The following is a 15,519-nucleotide window of genomic DNA, read 5'->3' as shown; positions in this document are numbered from 1 at the left end:
GCGATGGATCGGTTTATATCGATTCGGATAGCGTATTAAATATTGAGGGTCGAACAGTCATGTCTCAGCGTGAAATAGTTGTGGTGGGCGCAGCCCGTACTCCCATTGGAACCTTTGGCGGCTCACTGAAAGACGTTCCGTTGACCAGACTGGGTACGATCGCGGTCAGCGCAGCCTTGCGCCGCTCGGGGGTGGCTGCGCCCGAAGTCGGTCATGTGGTGATGGGCAACGTGGTACCGACCGAGCCGCGAGATGCTTACTTGAGCCGGGTGGCATCGATCGACTCGAATATCCCCGAAGAGACGCCGGCCTTCAACGTCAATCGTTTGTGTGGATCGGCATTGCAGGCAATCATTTCGGCTGCCCAGGCGATCGGGCTTGGTGATTGCGACGTCGCCATCGGGGGCGGAGCGGAGTCGATGAGCCGGGGGCCGTACCTGGTTCCGGGGATGCGTTGGGGCGCGCGAATGGGGGATACCCAGGTTGTCGACTATATGGATGGGATCCTCCATGATCCCTGGCAGCAGGTCCATATGGGTATCACGGCAGAGAACGTCGCGCAGCGCTATGGCATCACTCGCGCAATGCAGGATGAACTGGCGCTGGCGAGCCAGCGCCGCGCCGCCGACGCGATCGCCGGGGGCTATTTCGCGGAGCAGATCGTTTCGGTAGAAATCGAGACCAGGAAGGGGCCGGTGCTCTTCGATACCGACGAACATGTGCGCGCCGGAGTGACGGCTGAAGCACTGGCTCAGATGAGACCGGTGTTCAGGAAGGAAGGAGGCACGGTCACCGCCGGCAATGCTTCCGGCCTCAACGACGGTGCGGCGGCCGTGGTGCTTGCCGAGGCCGGGCGGGCCGCGGCCCTTGGCTTGAAGCCGATGGCGCGCCTGGTAGGTTATGCCCACGCCGGTGTCGATCCGCTTTACATGGGCATCGGTCCTGTGCCGGCAACGCGGAAAGTTCTCGAGCGAACGGGGTTGAGCGTCCATGATCTCGACGTGATCGAAGCCAACGAAGCCTTTGCCGCCCAGGCGTGCGCCGTCACCAAAGAACTCGGCCTGGATCCGGCCAAGGTCAATCCTAACGGTTCGGGTATATCGCTGGGGCACCCTGTTGGGGCAACGGGCGCCATTATCACCGTGAAGGCACTTCATGAACTCCATCGAACAGGCGGGCGCTATGCCCTGGTGACCATGTGCATCGGCGGCGGACAGGGTATCGCGGCAATCTTCGAGCGGGTCTGATGCGGTAGACCCATGATCCAGAGGAAACAGCATGAATATGGAAACGATCGGTGTCGTCGGGGCGGGAACGATGGGCAACGGCATCGCGCAGGTCTGCGCTGCTGCAGGGTTCGGCGTCGTCATGGTGGATATTTCCACTGAGGCCGTGCAGCAGGGCATCGCGGCCGTTTCGATCAGCCTGGACCGGTTGATGAAGAAGGGGAAGCTGACCGGCAACGAGAAAGGGGCGATTGTCGGTCGGATCAAAGGCACCACGTCATATGCCGACCTGTCGTCGGCGGATATCGTGATTGAGGCTGCGACCGAGAATGAGGCTATCAAGTTGCGCATCCTCAAGGAGATTGATGCCAACGTGGACCCGTCGACCGTCATCGCGACCAATACGTCATCGATTTCGATTACGAGGCTGGCAGCAGCGACCCGGCGTCCTGAAAAATTCATCGGAACGCATTTCTTTAATCCAGTCCCTCTCATGGAACTGGTGGAACTGGTTCGTGGGCTGCAGACCAGCGACGAGACGCAGACCCGGGTCGAAACCTTCGTCAAGGCGATTGGCAAGACCGCCATCGTTGCAAGGAACAGTCCGGGTTTTGCCGTCAACCGGATTCTCTGCCCGATGATCAATGAGGCCATTTTTGCGCTCCAGGAAGGACTGGCTTCTGCAGAAGAAATCGATACTGGCATGAAGCTGGGCTGCAATCAGCCGATCGGTCCCCTGGCGCTCGCTGATCTTATCGGCCTGGATACGATGCTTTCCGTGATGGAGGTGTTCTACACGAACTTCAACGATTCGAAATATCGCCCAGCGCCGATGCTTCGGGAGATGGTCGATGCGGGGTACCTCGGACGGAAATCCGGCCGCGGGTTCTATAGCTACAGTTGAAGCGCTGGCGATAAATCAGACTGGACAAACGAGAATCATGGACTTCGCAATATCAGAACGATTGGGCGAGCTTCAGCAACGGACGCGGCGCTTTATCGCCGAGGAGATCATCCCACTGGAGATGGACCCGCGGCAAACGTCGCACGGCCCCACCGAGGAGTTTCGCCGCGAGCTCGTGGCCAAGGCCAGGGATGCCGGTCTGCTGTCACCTCATGCCTCCGCGGAGTTCGGCGGTCTCGGCCTTGACCACCGTGAAAAGGCCGTTATTTTCGAGGAGGCCGGCTACTCGATGCTAGGCTCGGTAGCGCTGAACATTTTCGCGCCCGACGAGGGCAATATGCATATGCTCGAGGCCATCGCCACGCCTGGGCAGAAGGAGCGATGGCTGCGACCGCTGGCCGCTGGCGAGACCCGCTCCTGCTTTTGCATGACGGAGCCCGAGCCAGGGGCAGGCTCTGATCCCTCCATGCTGCAAACGACCGCGCTGAAGGATGGTGACCATTACGTCATTAACGGGCGCAAGTGGTTCACTACGGGGGCCTCCGGTGCGGCCTTCGCCATTATCATGGCCAGGCTGGAGGACGGCCGCGCAACCATGTTCCTCGCCGATACAGACCGCCCTGGCTTTGTCGTCGAGCGCAGCATGGAAACCCTCGATACCTGTTTCCCGGGCGGCCACGGTGTGGTGAGGTTCGACGATCTGCGGATTCCTGCCGCTGACATCCTCGGAGAACTGGGCGAAGGATTCAAATATGCGCAAGTGCGCCTCTCCCCGGCGCGTCTGACACACTGCATGCGCTGGCTTGGCGCTGCCCGTCGCGCCCATGAAATCGCCACGGAGTACGCCCGGCGTCGCCAGGCCTTTGGCCAGACGCTGGGGAGTCACGAAGGCGTGGGTTTCATGCTGGCGGACAATGAGATGGACATGCATTCGGCTCGCCTCGCCATCTGGCACACAGCATGGGTGCTCGACAAAGGCAGCCTGGCTCTGCATGAGTCCAGCGTCGCCAAAGTGATTGCTGCGGAGGCCTGCTGGCGCATTGTTGATCGCTGTGTCCAGATCCTTGGAGGCCAAGGCGTTAGCCGGGAAACTCCCGTCGCCCGGATCTTTGCCGATATGCGCGCCTTCCGCATTTACGATGGTCCCTCGGAAGTTCACCGGTGGAGTATTGCGAGGCGTGTTCTCAAAGGCATCCGACGGGACTACTAAAAGCATGCTCGACAATATTACCAACATGTTTCGCCTGGACGGCCGCACGGTGCTGGTCACCGGGGCGTCCAGCGGTCTTGGCCGGCATTTCACCTTCTCCCTGGCTCGGGCCGGTGCCACGGTGATCGTCGCCGCGCGGCGCACCGGCCAACTGGACGATCTGGTGAATGAAATCGGGCGGCTGGGTTGCAACGCATTCGCAGTCCCTCTCGACGTGCGCGATACGGCAAGCGTGACGACCTGCTTCGACATGATTGCCCAGAATCACGGGGTACCCGACGTTATCGTCAATAGTGCCGGGCTTACCCTGACCAAACCTTTGCTTCAGCATACCGAAGACGACTGGGGCATGGTTGTCGATACCAATCTGGGGGGTACCTGGCGGGTAGCCCAGGAGGGCGCGCGGCGCATGGTGGCGGCCGGGAAAGGCGGCAGCATCGTCAACATCGCCTCGATTCTTGGCGAACGGGTTGCGGGGGGAGTGGCTCCTTATGCAATTTCCAAGGCCGGTCTCATCCAGGCGACGAAGAGCATGGCGTTGGAACTGGCCCGCTACCGCATACGCGCCAACGCCATACTGCCCGGCTACATCGCCACCGACCTCAACCGGGAATTCCTCGCCAGCGAGGCCGGCGACCGCCTGCGCGGACGCATCCCGAGTCGCGCCTTTGGGCAGCCAGAACACCTGGATGGCGCTCTACTGCTTCTCGCTTCGGACGCGAGCATTCACATGACGGGTGCCGTCCTTGCGGTAGATGGCGGACATCTTGTCGGTTCCCTCTGAGATATCAGCCCATGCACGACACTTTGCGAAACGGTCTGGAAGCATTCATTGCCCGGGAAACCGGCGCCGAACGTGTTGTACTCAGCGACTCGCAACTCCTCGCCGGCGGCGCCGTCCAGGAAAACTGGCTGATCCGGGCAGACATCATTGGCGGCTCACACAGTGGGTCCCTGGATGCCGTGGTGCGAACCGACTCCCCGTCATGTGGCGTGGCGGTAAGCCATAACCGGGCTGAAGAATATGCATTGCTCCAGGCTGCCTTCCTGGCCGGCGTGACTGTGCCGGAGCCGCTTTGGCTATGCGAGGACAGGGGCGTTATCGGTCGCCCCTTTTTCGTCATGCGGCGGATTGGTGGAACTGCCGCGGGCCACATGTTGGTCAAGGACCATCGCTTTGGGGGAGATCGGGCGCAACTGGCCGAACGATTGGGTATGGAGCTTGCGCGCATCCATTCCATCCGCCCGCCACACTCCGAATTGACTTTCCTGGAATGGTATGAGGAGGCTCCCGCCCTCCATTGCGTGTCCCGCTGCCGGAACTATCTGGATAGCCAGAAATTGTCATACCCGGCCCTCGAATGGGGCCTTCGATGGCTCGAACGTCACGCGCCGCCACGCGATGATATCGTCCTCTGTCACCGCGACTTTCGCACGGGAAACTACATGGTCGATGAGCACGGGTTGACCGGCATTCTCGACTGGGAATTCGCCGGTTGGAGCGATTCTTTGGAAGACATCGGCTGGTTTTGCGCCAAATGCTGGCGCTTTGGCGCCAATGGTCGCGAAGCCGGGGGTATCGGGGAGCGGGAGGACTTTTACCGCGGCTACGAGAATATTTCGGGCCGCCATATTGATCGAGACCAGGTGCGGTATTGGGAAGTCATGGCCCACGCAGCGTGGGCCACTATCGCCATTCAGCAGGCGCAACGCCATGTTTCCGGTGACGAGAAGTCTCTGATACTGGCGCTTACCGGTCATATGGTCCCGGAACTCGAGTACGAGATCTTGACTATGAGCGAGGATGCATAATGCGCGATCAACCAACCGGCGACCAATTGTTGGAGACCGCCCGTGAACTCCTGCGGGAGCAAGTGTTACCCATCCTGCCCGCAAACCAGTGCCATGCTGCCCTCATGATCGCGAACGCGATGGCCATCGCGATGCGGGAGCTGAAAAGCGGCTACGCGCATGAGCGGGAAGAATTCAGCAGTCTGGTTGAACTTCTACAGATGCCCGAGGAGGTGCAAAGCCTTTCAGGTCTTTCCTTGACAGGAGCACTGGGTGACGGCAACCGTTCCCTTTGCCAGATGATCCGCAGCGGAGGAGCGGACTCAGGAATAGCGCGCGACGCGGTAGGGAAACATCTGTTGCTGGTGACAAGGAATAGGGTTTCCATAAGCAACCCAAAATATCTGCTGTAGTTTCCGGCGGCGGGATGGGGGGTTAGCCCAACAGCCTCCCTTTCTGCGCCCCCGGAAGATACGCGACACCCATCCTCATCGCGGACGAGTGATGCCGTCCAGAAAAATCTGGCACAACTGCTTGGCCATGCGGTTCGGGGGTGTTTCGGCGGCCATAGCCGGATACCACTTGTAGGCCCAGTTACAGATACCCAGGAAGACGAGTGCGGTAAGCTTTGGATCAACTTTGCGGAGCTTGCCGGCGGAAATCCCGTCCGTGATGATCGAGCAAATCCGGTCAAAATATTCCTGCCGGCGCTTCTTTATCGTCGTCCGATGCTCTCCTTCGAGGTCGCCATAGTGATCCATGAAGGCGCGCACATATCCGGGGTGCTCTGCAATTTGGTGAAGGGCCGAGGCGCAGGTTCTGGTCAGCAGCACGCCAGGATCGGAACACTTGGCGACTTCGGCTTCCAGGTCGCCAAGCAATGCATCCATGTGGATCTGATGCATCTCGAAAAGGATGTCGGCCTTGCCGGGAAAATAATGATAGAGGGTTGGCTTCCCCAGCCCGGCTTCGTCAGCCAGCATCTGCATCGTCATCTTGTGGTAACCGACTTTGTCGAACAAGTCGGCACAATGCATGATGATTTCCAGCCGCTTTTCATCGTGCGCGGCGGTGGTAACCCGCGCTTTTGCTTTTTTTTTCGATTGCCATTGATTGACCTTTCCCGTTGCTACTCGGTTCAACCATGGAGCAGCGCTATGTGATTGAACGGCGCGCGTTCGACATTCTCTGTTTATTGCGCGCTTTCGGTCGGGCGATTTTAGCACGCAGGCCTACCCATCGTAGTGTCGCCACGGTACAGGCGCAGGACCTGCAGGGTGTGGTGTGGACGGACGCGTGGAACGGCGCAAGAAGCTCGATCGCCGCGGCTGCCACGGCCAGGTTCCGCGTGCATCCACAGGGAAGGGTGCGTTCGGTGGCAAAGATCAGTCTGGCCCTGCCCACTAGACCGGTACGGCGCGGCTGGGAGACAGCGGCGCAAGTGAGACAGCACAGGCACCGGCTTGACTGCAGAGCGGTGCCAAATGGCCGTTGCTCCGGACGAATCCGTCATTCATCGACGCAGGCGTATTCGAGGAACAACCAACGCTCGAAACTTCCGAACCCTGCATCGCGAAGCCAACAGAAGGGGAAGAAGCAGGCGAAGGACTCTCGATGCTGTAAGCAAAGCGTGACTCGCCGGCGTCGCGCATACAGTCAGATTCGCTCCGCAATTTTCTTGCGGAGATTGATCTAAAACGACTTTTTCGCGAGAAATCCGCCACGGTTGCGGAGCGGGGAATCGCCTAACATCATGATTTATAAGGATTTTAACAAGGCCTCAAATCCGCATCAGAAAGGACAGCCATCGCGACGCCCGGTGCGGTCATCGCCGCGACCGCCGCGCCGGCTGCACCCGCGCCTGCAACGAGCAGTTGCCTGCGATGCGCCGATGGAATTTCGGTCGGATTTGCGAAGTGTTTCTCCGGTCTCGTGATGTTGAGGGAAGTGCCGTGCTGACGATGCATGACGCGCCGTCGCAGATTCAATCGTCCGGCGTCAATGCCTCTGTGAACTGCAGAATGCTTAGATCTTCTTAAGCCGAATTGAAGCAGGACTGAAAAGGGGCGGCGCCGAACGGCTGAACGGGCGTACTCGAGCCCAGCCGATATCCGCGAAAGAATGCCAGATTGCCTGTCAGATCGGCCGCTTCCAAACGACTAATCCCTATTGATCGAGCTTGCCGGTAGCCACATGGGAGGGCGGACGCCCTCGTATGTGCCCGCCGTGCATGAAGTTGGACAACCAGACCGTCGCACGACGAAAAGGCTAATAGGCATGGATATCGATTTTGAGTGCACGATGTGCGGCAAGTGCTGCCACGATCTGCGATTGCCGTTGACAGTGACAGAGGCGGTTGCCTGGCTGGAGCGCGGCAACGATGTGCAGATTCTCTGCGACGCGTTGCCATGGCCCGAGGAGCCACCTGAGGACAATCTCCAGGCGGCGCATACACGCCGTCGTTCGTTTGCCGCGATGAGTGGGTCGTTACCCACGAGGGTCGTGGTCATTCTGGCGGGCGCGTATGCGGGCCCATGCCCGAATCTCCTGCCCGACATGCGATGCGGTATCTATGAACAAAGGCCGCTGGTGTGCCGAATCTATCCGGCTGAGACCAATCCATTCATCGCACCGACCCCAATGTACAAGGCGTGCCCGCCTGAAGCCTGGACGCCTGGATTGCCACCTCTGCTACGTGCCGGCAGGCTGATCGATGCGGGTATCCTGCCGCTGGTCCAGCAGTTGCGAGATGCCAATGCGAACGACGTCCCCATCAAGCAGCAGGTGTGTGCGTTGCTGGGTATCAATCAGGCTGCGGTATCGAACGAAGGCTTTGTCGCGCATTCGCCCGATCGTGTCAATTTGCTGGCAGCGCTACGTCAGGCTAGCAATGAACCCGCCGTGCCCACGCTGTCACCGACGTGGCGTTTCGTATCAAAGCGCCGAACGACCGTCGATGTGCTTGTGTCGGTGGGAGCGCTCAGTTCTCTCGTCCATGCGAGCAGCATCCCCGCGTTCGAATACCTGGGGCTTTCGGTGACCCCGGATTAACGGTCGCCGCGAGGCAATTTGTGCGCGTTCAGCAATTGCGCATGCGATCCGGAGCGTCAGCTTCGCCCCAGGCAACGGACGTTAGCGTGGCAATTGCGTTGGTTGTGTCGTCGGCCGAAGCCGACATTGGGGGCCTGTCTTCGCTATTTTCCGTTGAATGATGAGCATCAACGGAAGGCGGCAGCAATAGGGCCGCCTTTTGGGCGGCCCCATTGCCTACCTGGAGAGCGCACGGTACGGTTTGAACGCCTCTCGCAACTCAGGAGACAGCCCGTCAGGTCGACGAGTTTCCTTCAGCGGTCGTCGCCATCGCGACCCGCAGACGCCGGCCGCGACGGGCTTACGGTTATGGCGGCGCCAGTCAGTACCCAAGCCCGCTGACTGGGCGCGAACCGCGGTGCCAGGGAGCCGTCATTGATTTCGCGCGTCACGGCAAAGCGACGGAACGAAGTCGCCGGCAAGAACAGGCGGGAATTGTCCGGGAACCCATCGCTGGCGGTATCCACGTCTCCCTCGCGTGCCGAAATGACGCCGTCGCCATTGGTATCGACCCGTTTGACTTCTGCCGCATAGGCGTCGTACAAGCGCTGCGGGAATGGCGTGCCCTGCTCGAACGATGCCACTCGCACGTAGGTGTCCAGGTAGATTTCGTGGGCGAGTCCGCTCGGGATGAAGCGCTGGCGGTATTCCCGCTGGTTAGCGACTGTGGCGTCGAATCGGTCGGGGTCGCGCGGACCTGCACCACCCAGCGGGGCCGCATTGTTCGGATCGTCACCATAGTCAATGGGACTGTTCTTCACGCCTGCCGGTCCAGAGCCGGGAATCAGTGACGAGAGCGCGCCAACTTTGCCGGCTTCAAAGGTACCGGGAATACCGCCGGTAAAAGGCAACTCGTAGAGTGGATGGATCCAGTTGGTCGTGTAGTTGAATTCCCAGTAGCCGTGACAATCAGACTGCTGCATGCAGTTGAGCGCCCCCATGCTTAACTGGATCGGCACGATATTGGTCTGGCGGTCGGGGAAGCGGTCTGAAGCGTCGGGCAAATGCGGTGCCTTGCCATCCATTGTGAATAGCTGGCCCGGCACGTTGTGGTGCGTGCCCATCGCCCGCAAGGCGTCCGCGTCCGCGACTGTCATTGTGCCGAACTGGGCGTGCCCGTCGGGACGGGGTGGTGCGACATTCGGCACTTGCAAATCGTGGATCATCCAGCCCTCGTACCACCCGCTCTCGTTGTTAATCACAAACAGATTTGACAGGTCGGTAAATACATCGATGAAGGCGCGAACGTTATTGGGATCAGTGGGCAGCCCAGGCTTTGGCTCGACCACCAGGCGCACCGCACCGATGGTTGGCAAGCCGCAGTTGCCGCCAGTTGCCGTCAGCATCGCCTGGTCGTTGATGCCCGGGAATCGTGTCGTAAACGGATTGGGTTCGAATCCTACCGTGGACAGCAGGAAATACTGGAACAGCTGGCTCGGTTTGTCGGCCTCGGCATAGGCCTGAATTGGCAAATAGCTATGGGGCCGCTCGGCCATCCTTTGGAGGAGATCCTGCAGCGAATCCGGCAGGTGCGCGATGTCGCCGCGCTGACGCACCAGCGCGCCGTCAGCGGCGGCGTTGGGATTCGGATGGCAAGGCGGCGGCGGCTGTTCCGCGCATGCTTGGCCTGCGGCCAACACGCCGATGAAGACGGCAGCGGACAGGCTGGCAGCACCAGAACCCAGTGGTCTGAAGCTGCGGGGCTTGAATAGCGATTTCATGAGTGCTCCTGAGGTTGACCCGCGTCAACGGACAGATCTGCAGTTAGGTATAGATGTGTGGCTTAACCTCCATTGAAAGTTGAGTCGCGGGCTGTCCATGGCCGGTCAGCGGGTCACCTGTCACGACCATGACGATGCCTTGCGGTGGACAACCCGCGATGCGATGTAGCGGGGTGAAATCGGCAAATCGGATGCCGTGAGAGAAATGTCGAGTAAACGGGTCGGAGGGAAGAGATATTCCGGGCGCGGCTAGAGAATGCAGCGGCAGTCATGCCTGACGGAGTCCATTGCGCGCCCGTGGAATTTTTTTCGAGGCCGGCAACCGGCGGTAACCGTGCTCACGGTCGCTCCAGGTTCGTCGCCGCGACCTGTACAGGATCCATGCCTCGCACGGATTGCGTCGCGACAGGCGACCGGAGATTCACAAATCGGCGATACGACTACGTCGTTGTCGCATCCGGTTTGTTCAGCCAGGTATGGCGTGGGTTCCAAGGCAGAGCAAACTTACGAAGCAAGCGCGTATGAAACTCATCGCGTACTAGCCGCAACATCCGGCTGTATTCGCGCACTACCTTAAGGCAGGCTGAAGAAGTCGTTTTTCAACGCAATAGGTCAAACAGCGCCCGCCGACGGCGGTATTGTGAAGCAGAGGCAGCGGCAGCCTCGCTGCCGCACGCGATGCCAGCTAACATGGTGCCTGGCATCCGGACTCGATGCATATCCGGACTGGATCATCCGATCGACATTGGGGCGGGGCCGTGACCATCCGAAAGCTGGGCATTCGCGCACTCGCGTTCTGCGTAGCGGGCGCGTTACTGGGCAGCGGGGCCGCATTGGCAGACGAAGTCAAGGTGATGATTTCGGGCGGGTTTGCGTCGGCCTATCGCGAACTGGGCCCGCAATTCGAGGAGGCGACAGGCCGCAAGCTGATCACCGTCTGGGGGCCTGCGGTGGGTACGGCCGCAAATGCGATCCCTGTGAGGCTTGCGCGTGGTGAGTGGGCCGACGTGCTGATCGTGGTTGGGTATGCGCTCGATGAACAGATCAATGCCGGTAAGGTCCTGCCTGACAGTAAAGTGGACTTCGCACGCTCGGCAATCGGCATGGTGGTTCGCGAGGGGGAGCCGAAGCCGGATATCAGCTCGGCCGACGCATTGCGGCGAGCGCTGCTTGCAGCGAAGTCGATCGTCTATCCGGACAGCCCGATTGGCGTCTATGTCGGCAGCGAACTGTTTTTGCGTCTCGGCATCGCGGGGTCGATGGAGAGCAAGAGCCGCATGATTCCGGTCGAGCAGGTCGCCAATGCCGTCGCGAATGGAGAGGCTGAGATCGGGATTCAGCAGGTCGTCGAACTGTTGCCGGTGAAGGGGGTGACGGTGGTCGGCAGTTTACCCGCTGAAGTGCAGAGGTACACGGTGTTCTCCGGAGGCGTCGCCATCAATGCGAAAAATCCGGCCGGCGCAGAGGCGCTAATCCAATTTCTGTCGTCGCCGGACGCAGCGCCCGCGATTTCGCGGAGCGGGCTCGAACCGCTTTCGGCGACGCCTGCGAAATGAGCGAAAACGCGTGTCCTGTGCGCCGTTCGACCGGAGTGGCCGGCGACTTTCCGGGAACGGCCCAGATTGAGTCAAAACCGCAAATGGAGTGCGGGCGGGAACGGTTGGCAAGACGGCGAAACGGGAAACATCACATTGCGCGCCGGGTCATCGATTTCCATACCGCCACGCGCATGGTTTTCGACCGCTTACTGGATTGGCAGATAGCGTTCCACCTGTCTGGCCCATCTGTTCCGTAACCCGGTCCTCGCCAACCCGTTCCTTCGCAACCTGTATCGCAAGCTCTGTTTCCGCATCGGCGTTCGTCACCATCGGATAGCCCGCCACATAATCGACGACCGCAGTGAGGCCGTAACTCTCAGCCTGGGCGCGCACGAGCCTGATGATTCTCTCTTTCATCATCCGACGGACTTCCGTGTCGAACGATCGAACGCTGATGCTCAATTCGACCTCCCCCGGAATCACATTGGGGGCCGTTCCGCCGGATATTCTTCCAACGGTCAGGACTGCGGACCTGGTCGGATCGACACTGCGGGACACAATGGTCTGCAAGCCCATCACGATGCTGCTTGCCGCGACGATTGGATCGTTGGCCAAATGTGGAGGGGCAGCGTGTCCTCCCTTGCCCACGATTCTCACCAGGACGCGGTCGCCTGCGGCCATGAAGTTTCCTTTGCGGAACATGAACGTGCCCGCCGGAGCGCCCGGATGGTTGTGCATGGCAAACACCGCGTCACAGGGAAACCGCGTAAAGAGCCCTTGCTCGACCATTCGCTTGGCGCCACTGTCATAGCCTCGCCCCTCCGCTGGCTGGAAGATCAGATGCACGGTGCCATCAAATCGTTGGCATCGCGCCAGGTGTCGAGCCGCTCCGAGCAGCATTGCGGTATGCCCGTCGTGGCCGCACGCATGCATCCGACCCGGATGGAGACTCTTGTGGTTGAACTCGTTGAGCTCGCTGATCGGCAGTCCGTCCATGTCGGCACGGATTCCGATACTACGTTCGCTTGTGCCCAGACGCAGCGTTCCGACCACACCGGTGCCGGCAATGCCTGTCTCCACCGAGTAACCGTATTCTTTCAGACAACTTGCCACGATCTCCGCGGTCCGCACCTCCTCGAACGCAAGTTCTGGGCAGCAATGCAGGGTATAGCGGAGCTTGCGCATATCTCCGGAAAACGGCTGCAGGCCGGAGACGGAACTGAGGTCAGGTAATAGCATGTTCGATCCATGAGGAAGCGGCTAGCTAGAAGGGTCCCCAATGAATGGCGACGCCTGCTGCGATGGCAACGATGCAGATGGCGAACCAGGCAATCAGGAGAGGCATGATGAAACGCACCCACTTGACGTAGGGAATGCCGGACGTTGCAAGTACAGCCATCAAGACACCGGAAGTTGGGTTGAAGCAGTTGATGAAGCCCTCGCCGAGGAGCTCCGCCTGGACTGTTACCTGGCGGGTCAGGTGCAGCGTGTCGCCGAGCGGAGCGAAGATCGGGATCAGCGCTGCCGATTCGCCTGATCCGGACGAGATTCCGACGTGAATCAATGCGGCGCTCAGAAACATGCAGATCGCAGCCACGGTGGAATCAAGCGGTGCAAGCATTCCGGCGAGTATGTTGACGATCGGATCCAGGATCTTCCCGTCACTGAGGACGATCGAGATGGCCCGTGCCAATCCCACCACAAGCGCTCCTTTGATGAGCCCGCTACAGCCGTGAAGGAATGTATCCGCAATCTTGCCCGGCCGGATTCCACACACGATCCCAGAGGCAATCGCCATGACGAGAAACATTGCAATCATCTCCGTCTCGGCCCAGTGGCGCGTCGACGAACCGTAGACAAAGGTCGTCAGGCAAATGAGCACGATTCCGACGACCGCCATTTGCCGGTTGTCGAGTCGTCGTGGAGGCACTGTCCCGCCATGCCCAGGCTTCGAGACAGATTTCGCCGCGCCGCTCATTCGATATGGGCGGATTTGAACGACGAGAAAAATGATAGTGACCACCAGGAAGGCGATGCAGATGCACACCCGGAACGTCATGCCGGAAAACATCGGCAGGCCGGCCAGGCGTTGTGACATTCCAGTCGTGACCGGGTTGAAGATGGCGATGTTGAAGCCAGCATATGTGCCCAGATAGACCGAGGTTCAGCACGCGTGCCGCTTTCGTGATGCTTCACTCGGTCAGGAGGACATCGAACACGTGAAGCTGGCGCAGATCCGCCTCATTACGCTGGGGAATAGTGTCTATGACGCCGCGCCCATAGAGGGATTTATTTGGTTGGCCTACTGTAGCTGAACAAAACCAGTTCGAAATATGCAGTGTCCCTACCAGACCGCGAGTCTGCTCCATTGCGGGGAAGTCCATGGGCCGGATCGACATCAGGAGAAGTGAAATGGCATACGCGCAACTACTGCAGCAAGGCCCGCCGTCTTCCACCGTGCGCGCAGCCAGAATGGCTGGCAGGAGCGCACCGTCAACGACGAGCAACTGCCGACGCTCTTTCCGCACGACACCGACGTCAACTCATGGTTCGAAGGCGAAGAGAAGCAGGACTTCGCACACACCACTGCATTTCGAAACGGCACGCTTCAAGGCGGATATCTGATTCCCGCTGCGCGCGCAATCGGTCTGGATGGCGGAGCGATGTCGGGCTTCAGTAATGCGGCGATCGACGAGGCGTTCTTTAGCGGAACGTTGGTGAAGTCGAACTTCTTGTGCGCACCTGGCTATGGAATTGCCGAAATGATTTTTTCACGTAGTCCGCGCCTCTCGTTTGAGGAAGCCTGCACGCACGCTTAGGCGTTCCGGGTTGATGGGCAAACTCATGCGCTTCCTCTAACGCGCTTCGTTTCTCCATCCAGCATAACGAAATACATCAACAGCGCCGTGCAATGCCGGACGAGCGCGCAGGGGAAGGTATGTCTTTTTTCGAGTTGCGCGGCTATTGTCGCGCTGTCAGTATCCCGCTTCTGGCGGGCGCTGCGATTGCATCATGCAGCGGGATAGCGACCGTGCATGCCACGGAAAACGGCGGGAACAACTACCCCGTCGGCGTGAACACGCTGCTTGCGGGCGTTCAGCCGCCGCCGGGCAATCACATTTACGTGTACCTGCAGGAATACGAGGCGACGACGCTCGAAGGCAATAACGGGAACCCGTCAGGCAGCGTATCGGAGTTCTCGCTGCACGCGCAAGCGGCGGCATTCAGGTTGTCTCATGTCTGGCGGGATGTGACGTTCCTCGGCGCAACCCTCGAGACGCGGACGAACATTCCGTTTGTGAATCTCGATCTGCACTTCGACGCGCACACGCCAAAAGGCACGGTCTACAAGAGCGGCACCGCGACCGGGCTGTCGGACCTGACTGTTGGGCCGCTCTTCCTCGGCTGGCATCTGGGCAACCTGCATCAAGTGGTAGGCCTCGAATTCTTTCTGCCGACCGGCAGTTTCGACGCAAGCCGGCTCGTGAACCCGGGGCGAAACTACTACTCGATGCAGCCAAACTACGCCGTCACGTGGATGCCGGTGCCGAATGTGGAGTTTAGTGCGCGTGCGCTTTACAGCGTGAATTCGGTGAATCACGTAACCGACTATCACTCGGGGAACGAGTTTATCGTCGACTACAACGTTGGGGTCCGCTTTACTCCGATGTGGCAGGTCGGGACGAGCGGATATTTCTATAGACAGATGACAGACGATACACAGCACGGACAGTCGGTAAATGGCAACGGCAACCGCGGACAGGTGATTGCTGTGGGCCCGTCCATCGCGTACAGCAGCCGTAAATTTTCCGTGGCGCTCAAGTATCAGCGCGAAATGTTGGTCCGCAATCGGCCAGAGGGGAATCGCATCTGGCTGCAGATGTATATGCCGTTCCAATAGGCGTCGCCTGGTCGTCGGCCATCAGCGCCCAGGGTTCGTGATCGCACCATCATGCAATTCGTTGACTGCTCGTGGAGCGAGATCCGCTTCATTCCTCTACGGAATAGTGTCTATGAGGCTGCATCCGTAGAGTTAAGA

Annotated in this window: 13 protein-coding genes and 1 pseudogene; 10 read left to right on the top strand and 4 right to left on the bottom strand. The window is 59.8% G+C overall.

Translation table 11 applies throughout. The features are described 5' to 3' along the window. The first annotated feature begins 59 nt into the window (after nucleotides 1-59). The 6 genes from B0G77_RS26455 to B0G77_RS26430 are packed head-to-tail and all read left to right on the top strand — an operon-like array spanning nucleotide 60 to nucleotide 5,544. Entirely contained in the window at nucleotides 60-1,247 is a 1,188-nt protein-coding gene (locus B0G77_RS26455) for an acetyl-CoA C-acyltransferase family protein (protein WP_133664974.1), read from the top strand. A 31-nt stretch (nucleotides 1,248-1,278) separates the two neighbouring features. After that, on the top strand, nucleotides 1,279-2,130 hold the full coding sequence (locus tag B0G77_RS26450) for a 3-hydroxybutyryl-CoA dehydrogenase (protein WP_133664973.1): 852 nt from the start codon (nucleotides 1,279-1,281) through the stop codon (nucleotides 2,128-2,130). A 37-nt stretch (nucleotides 2,131-2,167) separates the two neighbouring features. Next, a complete protein-coding gene (locus tag B0G77_RS26445; RefSeq protein ID WP_133664972.1) occupies nucleotides 2,168-3,340 on the top strand; it encodes an acyl-CoA dehydrogenase family protein in 1,173 nt (390 codons plus the stop codon). 4 nt (nucleotides 3,341-3,344) lie between these two features. Further along, a complete protein-coding gene (locus tag B0G77_RS26440; protein ID WP_133664971.1) occupies nucleotides 3,345-4,124 on the top strand; it encodes an SDR family oxidoreductase in 780 nt (259 codons plus the stop codon). A gap of 11 nt (nucleotides 4,125-4,135) precedes the next feature. Further along, a complete protein-coding gene (locus B0G77_RS26435) occupies nucleotides 4,136-5,152 on the top strand; it encodes a phosphotransferase family protein (RefSeq protein ID WP_133664970.1) in 1,017 nt (338 codons plus the stop codon). After that, nucleotides 5,152-5,544: a DUF6285 domain-containing protein gene (locus tag B0G77_RS26430; RefSeq protein WP_133664969.1), complete on the top strand. Its 393-nt coding sequence runs from the start codon at nucleotides 5,152-5,154 to the stop codon at nucleotides 5,542-5,544. The genes B0G77_RS26435 and B0G77_RS26430 overlap by 1 nt, the downstream gene beginning before the upstream one ends. A 75-nt stretch (nucleotides 5,545-5,619) precedes the next feature. Here the strand turns inward: B0G77_RS26430 and B0G77_RS26425 are convergent, their stop codons facing one another. Further along, nucleotides 5,620-6,273, bottom strand: coding sequence for a TetR/AcrR family transcriptional regulator (locus B0G77_RS26425; RefSeq protein ID WP_133664968.1), 654 nt, complete (start codon nucleotides 6,271-6,273; stop codon nucleotides 5,620-5,622). Between the two features lie 1,135 nt (nucleotides 6,274-7,408). Here B0G77_RS26425 and B0G77_RS26420 point away from each other — a divergent pair. After that, nucleotides 7,409-8,182, top strand: coding sequence for a YkgJ family cysteine cluster protein (locus tag B0G77_RS26420; protein WP_133664967.1), 774 nt, complete (start codon nucleotides 7,409-7,411; stop codon nucleotides 8,180-8,182). 293 nt (nucleotides 8,183-8,475) lie between these two features. Here B0G77_RS26420 and B0G77_RS26415 read toward each other — a convergent pair whose 3' ends face one another. After that, nucleotides 8,476-9,942 carry a hypothetical protein gene (locus B0G77_RS26415; RefSeq protein WP_133664966.1) on the bottom strand — a complete coding sequence of 489 codons (1,467 nt, stop codon included), beginning with the start codon at nucleotides 9,940-9,942 and terminating at the stop codon, nucleotides 8,476-8,478. 758 nt (nucleotides 9,943-10,700) lie between these two features. Between B0G77_RS26415 and B0G77_RS26410 the strand changes: the two genes are divergently transcribed. Next, nucleotides 10,701-11,498, top strand: a complete 798-nt coding sequence (locus tag B0G77_RS26410; RefSeq protein WP_243751212.1) for a substrate-binding domain-containing protein — start codon at nucleotides 10,701-10,703, stop codon at nucleotides 11,496-11,498. A 147-nt stretch (nucleotides 11,499-11,645) separates the two neighbouring features. Here the strand turns inward: B0G77_RS26410 and B0G77_RS26405 are convergent, their stop codons facing one another. Together B0G77_RS26405 and B0G77_RS26400 are read right to left on the bottom strand one after the other, a co-directional pair. Then, nucleotides 11,646-12,719, bottom strand: a complete 1,074-nt coding sequence (locus B0G77_RS26405; RefSeq protein ID WP_133664964.1) for an amidohydrolase — start codon at nucleotides 12,717-12,719, stop codon at nucleotides 11,646-11,648. A 25-nt stretch (nucleotides 12,720-12,744) separates the two neighbouring features. Further along, complete coding sequence (locus tag B0G77_RS26400; RefSeq protein ID WP_279571364.1) at nucleotides 12,745-13,632, bottom strand: hypothetical protein; 888 nt, start codon at nucleotides 13,630-13,632, stop codon at nucleotides 12,745-12,747. A 349-nt stretch (nucleotides 13,633-13,981) separates the two neighbouring features. Between B0G77_RS26400 and B0G77_RS44535 the strand changes: the two are divergent. Both B0G77_RS44535 and B0G77_RS26390 read left to right on the top strand, forming a co-directional pair. Further along, nucleotides 13,982-14,299, top strand: a pseudogene (locus B0G77_RS44535) (nitroreductase family protein); the annotation flags it as partial. A 119-nt stretch (nucleotides 14,300-14,418) separates the two neighbouring features. Beyond that, on the top strand, nucleotides 14,419-15,381 hold the full coding sequence (locus B0G77_RS26390; protein WP_133664963.1) for a transporter: 963 nt from the start codon (nucleotides 14,419-14,421) through the stop codon (nucleotides 15,379-15,381). Nucleotides 15,382-15,519 lie beyond the last annotated feature (138 nt).

The organism is Paraburkholderia sp. BL10I2N1 (assembly GCF_004361815.1).
Lineage (GTDB): Bacteria > Pseudomonadota > Gammaproteobacteria > Burkholderiales > Burkholderiaceae > Paraburkholderia.
This window is presented reverse-complemented; position numbering and strand designations above follow the sequence as displayed.

Bases quoted from the DNA above. Each gene is read 5' to 3' on its own strand.
- B0G77_RS26455 (WP_133664974.1), top strand. From the start codon at position 60: ATGTCTCAGCGTGAAATAGTTGTGGTGGGCGCAGCCCGTACTCCCATT.
- B0G77_RS26430 (WP_133664969.1), top strand. From the start codon at position 5,152: ATGCGCGATCAACCAACCGGCGACCAATTGTTGGAGACCGCCCGTGAA.
- B0G77_RS26420 (WP_133664967.1), top strand. From the start codon at position 7,409: ATGGATATCGATTTTGAGTGCACGATGTGCGGCAAGTGCTGCCACGAT.
- B0G77_RS26440 (WP_133664971.1), top strand. From the start codon at position 3,345: ATGCTCGACAATATTACCAACATGTTTCGCCTGGACGGCCGCACGGTG.
- B0G77_RS26435 (WP_133664970.1), top strand. From the start codon at position 4,136: ATGCACGACACTTTGCGAAACGGTCTGGAAGCATTCATTGCCCGGGAA.
- B0G77_RS26405 (WP_133664964.1), bottom strand. From the start codon at position 12,719: ATGCTATTACCTGACCTCAGTTCCGTCTCCGGCCTGCAGCCGTTTTCC.
- B0G77_RS26450 (WP_133664973.1), top strand. From the start codon at position 1,279: ATGAATATGGAAACGATCGGTGTCGTCGGGGCGGGAACGATGGGCAAC.
- B0G77_RS26390 (WP_133664963.1), top strand. From the start codon at position 14,419: ATGTCTTTTTTCGAGTTGCGCGGCTATTGTCGCGCTGTCAGTATCCCG.
- B0G77_RS26445 (WP_133664972.1), top strand. From the start codon at position 2,168: ATGGACTTCGCAATATCAGAACGATTGGGCGAGCTTCAGCAACGGACG.
- B0G77_RS26415 (WP_133664966.1), bottom strand. From the start codon at position 9,942: ATGAAATCGCTATTCAAGCCCCGCAGCTTCAGACCACTGGGTTCTGGT.